This is a genomic window from Gottschalkia purinilytica (assembly GCF_001190785.1).
GTDB lineage: Bacteria > Bacillota > Clostridia > Tissierellales > Gottschalkiaceae > Gottschalkia_A > Gottschalkia_A purinilytica.
Window position 1 is genome coordinate 50,406 of sequence record NZ_LGSS01000019.1, and the last position, 9,514, is coordinate 59,919.

Sequence of the window (9,514 nt, forward strand, 5' to 3'; positions counted from 1 at the left end):
AATATGTGAATTAATTTAATTTTAAGTAAAAATATATAAAAAAAAAGAAAAAAATTAACCAAAAGTCCCAAAAAAATGTTATAATCATTAATATTCAAGCCTTATTTTTGAAAACAAGGGGGACTATACTAGAATGCTTAAAAAACTTAATATGGGAAAAAAGTTAGTTGCTATGTTTATACTGGTTGGGCTAATACCAATACTTATAATAGGGTATTTTGTGTCTACTAGAGTAAATGAAAATGTAGAAAAAGATGTATTAAAAAATAGTACAGCTTTTTCACAAATAATCGAGGAAGAATTGGATACATTTTTTATAGATTTTGAAAATGATACAAAAGTAGTAGGAGAAAATAAATATGTATTAGATGCACTTTTATTTTTAGAAAAAAACAGTATTGAATCGGAAGAATGGAAAAAACATTATAAAATATTGGAGAACTACTTGCCAGAAACACAGAAAAAATTAGAATATGATCAATTCTTTATTACAGATATGAACGGTACAGTTGCTTACTCAACAAATAGCAAGGATGTAATAGAAAACTTAAATATTAAAGAGAGATGGTATATAGCAGAGGCTTTAGAGGGAAAAGAATCTTTAGTGGACCTAGAGAAAATAATAGGTGGTCTTAATGCAATGTTTTATACTATACCTATATATTCTCCTGACAATCCAGATAAAGTAATAGGGACATTTTCTACAATGGTAAACGGAAAAACACTTACAAGTACTGTACTAAATTACGTAAATAAGATGGGAAAAACAGCAGAAGCTTATTTGATAAATTCAGAAGGTGTATTACTAACTAAACCAAGAATGGGAAAATTCACAGAAGAATCTATATTAAAAGATAAAATAAATACAAAAGGAACTAAATTATTAAAAGAAAATATAGCTAAAAATAAAATGGAAGATCATATAAGTGAATATAAGGATTATGCAGGAGTAGATGTACTAGGATTTTGTGAACCTATGAAATTAGGAAATCAAACTGTAGGTCTTGTTATAGAACAAAATTCAGAAGAAGTTTTCAGCTCATTAGATAAAATTATAAAAGTAATAATAGTAACAGTTAGTATAGTCATTATATTTGGAGTAGCTTTAACTATTTATATGTCAAGACAAATAACAAAGCCATTAAGAAAGGCAGTTGGATTTGTAGAAGACTTTGGAGAAGGACGCTTTGACAGAAAGTTAGATATAGGTAGTGAAGATGAAATTGGGATGCTAGAAAAAGCTATTAACAAGTCTATAGAAAATATAAATAAACTGATTAAAAGTGTAATATCTAATTCACAAGAGTTAGGAGCTATAAGTCAACAACTATCAGCTACTACTGAAGAAGTTTTTGCACAAACAGAATCTATTAACTATAATATACAGGAAATAGCTACAAGCATGGTTGAAAATAATACTTCGACTAATATAGCATCTACAGAAGGCGAAGATATTACTGAGAAAATAGGAGAGCTTGCTAAGAAAGTAGAAGATGGGAATATATTAGCAAAAGAAATAGAAGATAGAGCATATAACTTAAGAAAAAATGCTGAGGACTCTATGAATCTTGGAAAAGAAATGTATAAAGAAAATCAAACAAGTATATTAAAAGCCATAGAAGAAGCAAAAGTTGTAGAAGAAATATCGGATATGGCAGAAATCATATCTAATATAGCTGAACAAACTAACCTACTAGCACTAAATGCAGCAATTGAGGCAGCAAGAGCAGGAGAACATGGGAAAGGATTTAGCGTAGTTGCAGAAGAAGTAAGAGTATTAGCTCAGCAATCAGAAAATACTGTAGCGAAGATTAAAAATACAGTTGACTTAGTACAAGGTGCTTTTAATAACATGACGGATAATGCAAATAATATATTAAACTTTTTTGATAACACTGTTATAAAAGACTATGAATCACTAGTTAATACAGGAAGTCAATATTTAAAAGATGCAGAAATGATTGGGGAACTTATAACAAGTTTTAATATAACAAGTAAACAGATACATAGTTCTATAGAGAAAGTAAAGTCCTCTCTAGATACTGTAGCAGTATCAGTTGAAAGTACTACATCAAAATCAAGTGATATGGTTATCGTAATAGAGGAAATATCAAATGCAGTAAAAGAAATAGCTAAAGCTTCTGAAACACAAGCAAATATGGCAGAAGAATTAAATGAAATAGTTGGGGTATTCAAGGTTTAAAAATTATTTGATTTTGATAATGTCTATAAAAGTTAAGAATGACACTAACGATTTTTCATAAATTTAAAAGTTTTAATAGTATAGTTATTTATAAGATGATAATTATATTGTTTTGAGATAAAAAGTGGGCTATCTTTAAGGGAGTTTTAGACCTTTAAGATAGCCTTTACTATACTTATTTACATAGGCTTATCTTATTTTAGCAGATGACATATTTGAGATAATTACACTATAATATGATAAATACGACAAAAATATGACAAAAATGGTATAATTATTAGTGTTTAAGCCTTATAAAAAAAACAAGGAGGGACTATTTACAATGCTTAAGAGACTTAGTATGGGTAAAAAGTTAGTAGCTATGTTTATTTTAGTGGGACTAATACCAATACTTGTAATGGGATATTTTGTTTCTGATAAGGTAAGTGAGAATATAAGAAATGATCAATTAGAAAGTAGTATAGCTTTTTCAGAAATAATAGAAGAAGAGCTAAATGAATTTTTTACATATTTAAAAGATGATACAAAGGTAGTAGGAGATAATAAGTACATAGTAGATGCACTATTGTTTCTACAAAATAATAGTATCGAATCAGAAGAGTGGAAAAAATATTATGCAAATTTAGAAGAATATTTACCTCAAATGCAAAAAGACTTGGAATATGATCAGTTTTCTATTACAGATATGAATGGAGTAGTTGTTTATTCAACAACTAACAAAGATGTAATAGAAAAGGTAGACATTAAGGACAGACCTTACATATCTCAAGCTTTAGAAGGAAAAGAAAAGTTAGAAGATCTATATCAATTACGTGAAGGGCTTAATGCCATGTTTTATACCATACCTATATATTCCACTGAAAGTCCAAATAAAGTAATAGGCACATTTTCTACAATGGTAGAAGGTAAAAATCTTACAAGTTCAATGATGCACTATGTAGAAAAAATAGGAAAAACAGCAGATGCATATTTAATTAATTCACAAGGATTATTATTAACAAAACCAAAGAGAGGAAAACTTACTGAAGACTCTGTACTAAAAGATAAAGTAAATACTGAAGGATCTAGACTATTAGTAGAACACATATCTAAAAATAAAGCAGAACATCATATAAGTGAATACGAGAATCATGAAGGAATAGATGTACTAGGATTCTGTAAACCTATAAAATTAGGTAATCAGAAAGTAGGACTCATTATAGAGCAACATTCAGAAGAAGCTTTTAGTTCACTAAATAAAATTACAAAAGCAATAATAGTAATACTCATTATTATAACTATAATGGGAATAATTTTAACTATTTATATGTCCAGGGAAATAACAATACCATTAAAAAAAGTAGTTAAATTTGTAGAAGATTTTGGAGAAGGACACTTTGATAAAAAATTAAATATAGGTAGTAAAGATGAAATTGGAATGTTGGAAAAAGCTATTAACAAGGCTGTAGAAAATATAAATGAACTGATAAAAAAAGTAATATATAATTCTCAAGAGTTAGGGGCCATGAGCCAACAACTATCAGCTACTACTGAAGAAGTTTTTGCACAGTCAGAATCAATTAGTTTTAACATACAAGAAATAGCTTCAGTTATGATTGAAAACAATACTTCAACTAGTATAGCTGCTAATGAAGGTCAAGATATTACAGAAAAGGTAGGAGAACTTACTAAAAAGGTAGAGGACGGAAATGCATTAGCAAAGGAAATAGAAGATAGAGCATATAACTTAAGAAAAAATGCTGAGGACTCTATGAATCTTGGGAAAGAAATGTATAAAGAAAATCAAACACAAATACTAAAAGCCATAAAAGAAGCAAAAGTTGTAGAAGAGATATCGAATATGGCAGAAATCATATCTAGTATAGCTGAACAAACTAATTTACTAGCACTAAATGCAGCAATTGAGGCAGCAAGGGCAGGAGAACATGGAAAAGGATTTAGTGTAGTTGCGGAAGAAGTAAGAACATTAGCTCAGCAATCAGAAAACACAGTAGCAGAGATTAAAAATACAGTTAGCTTAGTACAAAGTGCTTTTAATAACATGACAGATAATGCAAATAATATATTAAACTTTTTTGATAACACTGTTATAAAAGACTATGAATCACTAGTTAATACAGGGAGTCAATATTTAAAAGATGCAGAAATGATAAGAGAGCTTATAAAAAGTTTTAATATAACAAGTGAACAAATATATAATTCAATAGAAAAAGTGAAATCTTCATTAGATATTGTAGCGGCATCAGTTGAGAATACTACATCAAAATCAAATGATATGGTTATCGTAATAGAAGAAATAGCAAATGCCATAAAAGAAATAGCTAATGTTTCTGAAACACAAGCAAACATGGGGGAAGATTTAAATGAAATAGTTAGAGTTTTTAAAGTCTAAAAATGTCCTTATAAGTATTATACATACTAATTTAGAAGGAGGTTACTTGGTTAGTAAGTGACTTTTATGTCAATAATCCTAGTATATATGTATATTGACAACAGTTCTATACTGTTGTCAATAATTTGATTTTTATAAAAATAAAGATTATAATTTAAATGGGTAGTTATGTATTTCGGTTTACTTTATACTTAGGATTTTACCTTAAGGAGGATTTTAATGAGTGACGAGAAACAAAGGATAGTCAATATAGATATAGAAGATGAAATGAAAAAGTCCTACTTAGACTATGCTATGAGTGTAATAGTTAGTAGGGCATTACCTGATGTTAGAGACGGACTTAAACCAGTTCATAGAAGAATACTATATGCTATGAATGAGTTAAACTTTACTCATGATAAGCCTTATAGAAAATCAGCACGTATCGTTGGAGATGTACTAGGTAAGTATCATCCACATGGTGATTCACCAGTTTATGGTGCTATGGTAAGATTAGCACAAGACTTTTCAACTAGATATTTACTTGTAGATGGACATGGTAACTTTGGATCTATAGATGGAGACGGTGCTGCTGCAATGCGTTATACAGAAGCTAGAATGTCAAAAATATCTATGGAAATGTTAAGAGATATAAACAAAGAAACAGTAGACTTCGGACTTAACTTTGATGAGACATTAAAAGAACCAAAAGTATTGCCAAGTAGATTTCCAAACTTACTAGTAAATGGATCTTCAGGTATAGCAGTAGGTATGGCAACTTCTATTCCACCACATAACCTAACAGAGGTTATAAATGGTATAGTTGCAATGATAGACAATCCAGAAATTACGGTAGACGAGCTTATAGGATATATTAAAGGTCCAGACTTCCCTACAGGCGCAACTATAATGGGACGAGAAGGATTAAAGTCAGCATATAGAACAGGTAGGGGAAAAGTAACTGTTAGAGCTAAAGCGGAAATAGAATATAATGACAAAGGAAAAGCATCTATAATAGTTACTGAGATTCCTTATCAAGTTAATAAAGCTAGAGTTATAGAGAAGATAGCAGAGCTTGTAAGAGATAAAAAATTAGAAGGCATCTCAGACTTAAGAGACGAGTCAGATAGAGAGGGAATGAGAATTGTTGTTGAAATTAAAAGAGATGCTAATCCTAATATTGTTTTAAATAACTTGTATAAATATACTCAGTTTCAAGATACATTTAGTATAATAATGCTTGCATTAGTAAATGGACAGCCTAAGGTTTTAAATTTAAGACAAGTTTTAAGACACTATTTAGACCATCAAAAAGAAATCATAGTAAGAAGAACTCAATTTGATTTAAATAAAGCTGAAGAAAGAGCTCATATTTTAGAAGGATTAAGAATTGCATTAGATCATATAGATGAAGTTATAAGTCTAATTAGAAACTCTAAAACAGTTATAGAAGCTAAAGAAGGTCTAATGAGTAAGTTTGGATTAACAGAAAAACAATCACAAGCTATTCTTGATATGAGACTTCAAAGGTTAACTGGATTAGAAAGAGAAAAAATAGAGGAAGAATATCAAGACCTTATAAAAGAAATTAATAGATTAAAAGAAATATTAGCTAGTGACGAATTAATCTATAAAATAGTTAAAGATGAGCTAGTAGAAATAAGAGAAAAATTCGGAGATGAAAGAAGAACTGAAATAACGGCATCAGAGGAAGATTTTGATATAGAAGATATGATACAAGAAGAAGATGTTGCAATAACTCTAACTCACTTTGGATATATAAAGAGACTTCCAGAAGATACTTATAAGACTCAAAGAAGAGGTGGAAGAGGAGTATCTGGAATGACAACAAGGGAAGAAGATTTTGTAGAACATTTATTTATAACTTCTACACATGATAATATACTATTCTTAACAAATCAGGGAAGGGTATATAGACTTAAAGCATATGAAATTCCAGAGGCTAAGAGACAAGCAAAAGGTACAGCAATTGTGAATCTTCTACAATTGAATCCAACTGAAAAAGTTACAGCAGTTATTCCTATAAAAGAATTTAGTCCTGATGATTATTTAACTTTAGTTACTGAAAAGGGGATTATTAAGAAAACTAAGTTAGATAAGTTCGGAAATATAAGAAAAAATGGACTTATTGGTATAAGCTTAAAGGAAGATGATGAGCTTATAAGTGCTAAAAGAACTAATGGTGAAAATGATATTATTTTAGTAACTTCCTATGGTATGTCTATTAGATTCAATGAAAAAGATGTAAGAGATATGGGAAGAACAGCTGGAGGGGTTAAGGCTATAACATTAAAGCCAGGAGATAAGATAGTAGGAATGGACTTAATAGAAGAAGGAAAAGACCTACTAGTAATAAGTGAACGTGGATATGGTAAAAGAACTAAAATTTCTAGCTACAGAATTCAGACTAGAGGTGGAAAGGGCCTTAAGACTTATAATATAAAAGAAGATATAACAGGAAAACTAATAAGTGCCAAGATAGTAGATAAAGAAGATGAAGTTATGCTTATTAGTCTCTCTGGAACTATAATAAGATTAAAAGTATCTGATATCTCTAGAATGGGTAGAACTACACAAGGTGTTAGACTTATGAAAACAGATAAAGATGACAGAGTTGTTTCGGTGGCAAAGGTTATTGCAGAAGAAGAATAAAATATTACTATAAAAAGAGAGTTCATTTGAACTCTCTTTTTTATGTTTTAAATAAATTTAAATGGGTATAAAATATAATTAATTGTGTATTATTAATCATATTTTATTAATTAATATAAATATCACTTAAAAGTTTACATAGCTTATAAAATAATATACTATTATATTATTAGTAGTTTTTGTTAGTATACTAGTTCACTATATGTATAAGGAGGAGAACTTTATGTCTCTAGAAGTATCAAAAAAATATCAAGAAGAACAAAATGTATGGATAATAAAGCCAGTGGGAGAAGTTGATATATACACTTCAGAGGAATTTAAAACTTTGTTAGTACAAAGTATAGAGGAAAAAAAATCAGACTTAATAGTAGATGGAGAGAATCTAGATTATATAGACAGTACAGGACTAGGGGTGCTAATTAGTGCACTTAAAAAAGCAAAAGAATATGAAAAAAGTATTAGCATAATAAATATAAAGCCAAGCATAAAGAAACTATTTGAGTTAACAAGCTTAAATAAAGTATTTACTATTAAGGAGTGAGAATAGAAATGGTAGGAACTATAGAAACGGAAGGAAAAAAAGACGTCTTAAAATTTAGTATACCTAATAAGCCAGAATATGTTAGTGTAATTAGACTTACTACATCAGCTATAGCTAGTAGGATAGGATTTAATATAGATGAAATAGATGATATAAAGGTTTCAATAGGAGAAGCCTGTACAAATATAATAAAGCACGGATTAGAAGGAAAAGAAGAAAACTTTGATATAGAATATGTAGTTTCAACAGATAGATTAGATATTATATTAAGAGATAATGGAAAAGGTTTTGATACATCTATAATAGAAGAACCTGGTAGTGAAGAACTTAGAGAAAGTGGACTAGGTATATTTATAATAAAATCATTAATGGATGAAGTAGAAATAAATAGTAGTGAAGGAAGAGGGACTGAAATAAAAATGTCGAAAGTAAAAAATTCATAGTATAAAGGATGGTGACAATGATTACACCAGCGACTAACGACGATAGAGATAATGTGGAAGTAACAAAAACTGATAATAAAAAGTTATTTAAAATATATAGTGAAACAAGAGATACAAGTGTTAGAGAAGAACTAATATCAAGACACATGTATATAGCAGAAATATTGTCTAAGAAATATGCTAATAAGGGTATAGATTATGAGGATATATATCAAGTTGCATGTATAGGATTAATATATGCTGTAGATAGATTTGATATATCTAAAGGATATGAATTTTCGAGTTTTGCAACACCTACAATAATAGGTGAAATAAAAAAATACTTTAGAGATAAAGGATGGGCAATAAGAGTTCCTAGAAGGATTCAAGAACTTTCTCAAAAAGTAAATATAGCTAGGACTACTTTGAGTCAAGAGCTACAAAGAACACCAACAGTAGATGAATTGTCAGAGTATTTAGGGAGTACACCTGAAGAAGTATTAGAAGTTATGGAAGCAGGTAAAGTATATACCCCTCAATCTTTAGATACATCATTTGAATCTGATGGAGATGATAAAGAAATAACTTTAGCTGATTTAATAGGTGAGAATGATAAGCACTTTATGCAAATAGAAAACAATGACTTTTTATCAAAAGCAATTGCAAAGCTAAATGAAGTAGAAAAGAAAATAATACAAGATAGATACTTTAAAAAGAAAACTCAAGTAGATATAGCTAATGATTTGGGTATATCTCAAATGACCGTGTCCAGAATGGAAAAAAAGATTATAGGCAAGTTCAAAAAAGAGTTAGAAAAAATAAATGGCTAGATAGAGTCTAGCCATTTATTTTTTCTAACTCTTAATTTAACTTAAACTAGCAAAGATTCTTCTACTTTCTATAAATAAAAGTAATTTACTATACATATATTTATAGATATTAAAATAATTATTAAGATAAGTATCTTTTTAACAAATATTAAAGTATTATATATTTACATATCCTGTGTATCATAAATAAGTTTTTTAAAAAAGAAAATAACTGTTGACATTATATAATTCCACGTGATATATTAGAAAAGTTGCTTCTAGCAAATGTAATTAGAGATATTTAAGGAATTAAAAAAGTTTTTTGAAAAGTATTGACAAGTGGAAGCAAAATTTGATATAGTAAAGAAGTTGTCGCAAGACACAGAGAAAAATAAAAAATAAAAAAGTTCTTGACAAAGAACGACAAAAATGATAAAGTAATTAAGCAAGTTTGAATTTTGAAAATTGAATAGTGAAAAGCCAGTTAATTCCTAG

The 9,514-nt window shown here is 28.8% G+C and carries 6 protein-coding genes; all 6 read left to right on the top strand.

Features of this window, described 5'->3' with window-relative positions:
- The first annotated feature begins 133 nt into the window (after nucleotides 1–133).
- The 6 genes from CLPU_RS14510 to CLPU_RS14535 all read left to right on the top strand — a co-directional run bounded on the left by CLPU_RS14510 (nucleotide 134) and on the right by CLPU_RS14535 (nucleotide 9,040).
- Entirely contained in the window at nucleotides 134–2,203 is a 2,070-nt protein-coding gene (locus tag CLPU_RS14510) for a methyl-accepting chemotaxis protein (protein WP_050378543.1), read from the top strand.
- Nucleotides 2,204–2,525: 322 nt separating this feature from the next.
- On the top strand, nucleotides 2,526–4,595 hold the full coding sequence (locus tag CLPU_RS14515) for a methyl-accepting chemotaxis protein (protein ID WP_050378545.1): 2,070 nt from the start codon (nucleotides 2,526–2,528) through the stop codon (nucleotides 4,593–4,595).
- A gap of 219 nt (nucleotides 4,596–4,814) precedes the next feature.
- Complete coding sequence (gene gyrA / locus CLPU_RS14520; protein ID WP_050378546.1) at nucleotides 4,815–7,247, top strand: DNA gyrase subunit A; 2,433 nt, start codon at nucleotides 4,815–4,817, stop codon at nucleotides 7,245–7,247.
- Between the two features lie 223 nt (nucleotides 7,248–7,470).
- A complete protein-coding gene (locus CLPU_RS14525) occupies nucleotides 7,471–7,788 on the top strand; it encodes an STAS domain-containing protein (RefSeq protein ID WP_050378548.1) in 318 nt (105 codons plus the stop codon).
- Between the two features lie 8 nt (nucleotides 7,789–7,796).
- Nucleotides 7,797–8,231 carry an ATP-binding protein gene (locus tag CLPU_RS14530; protein ID WP_050378550.1) on the top strand — a complete coding sequence of 145 codons (435 nt, stop codon included), beginning with the start codon at nucleotides 7,797–7,799 and terminating at the stop codon, nucleotides 8,229–8,231.
- 17 nt (nucleotides 8,232–8,248) lie between these two features.
- Entirely contained in the window at nucleotides 8,249–9,040 is a 792-nt protein-coding gene (locus CLPU_RS14535; RefSeq protein WP_050378552.1) for a SigB/SigF/SigG family RNA polymerase sigma factor, read from the top strand.
- Nucleotides 9,041–9,514: the final 474 nt, after the last annotated feature.

What these genes read in the sequence shown, in the direction of transcription:
- gyrA (WP_050378546.1), top strand. Translation starts at nt 4,815, where the DNA reads ATGAGTGACGAGAAACAAAGGATAGTCAATATAGATATAGAAGATGAA.
- CLPU_RS14515 (WP_050378545.1), top strand. Translation starts at nt 2,526, where the DNA reads ATGCTTAAGAGACTTAGTATGGGTAAAAAGTTAGTAGCTATGTTTATT.
- CLPU_RS14525 (WP_050378548.1), top strand. Translation starts at nt 7,471, where the DNA reads ATGTCTCTAGAAGTATCAAAAAAATATCAAGAAGAACAAAATGTATGG.
- CLPU_RS14535 (WP_050378552.1), top strand. Translation starts at nt 8,249, where the DNA reads ATGATTACACCAGCGACTAACGACGATAGAGATAATGTGGAAGTAACA.
- CLPU_RS14530 (WP_050378550.1), top strand. Translation starts at nt 7,797, where the DNA reads ATGGTAGGAACTATAGAAACGGAAGGAAAAAAAGACGTCTTAAAATTT.
- CLPU_RS14510 (WP_050378543.1), top strand. Translation starts at nt 134, where the DNA reads ATGCTTAAAAAACTTAATATGGGAAAAAAGTTAGTTGCTATGTTTATA.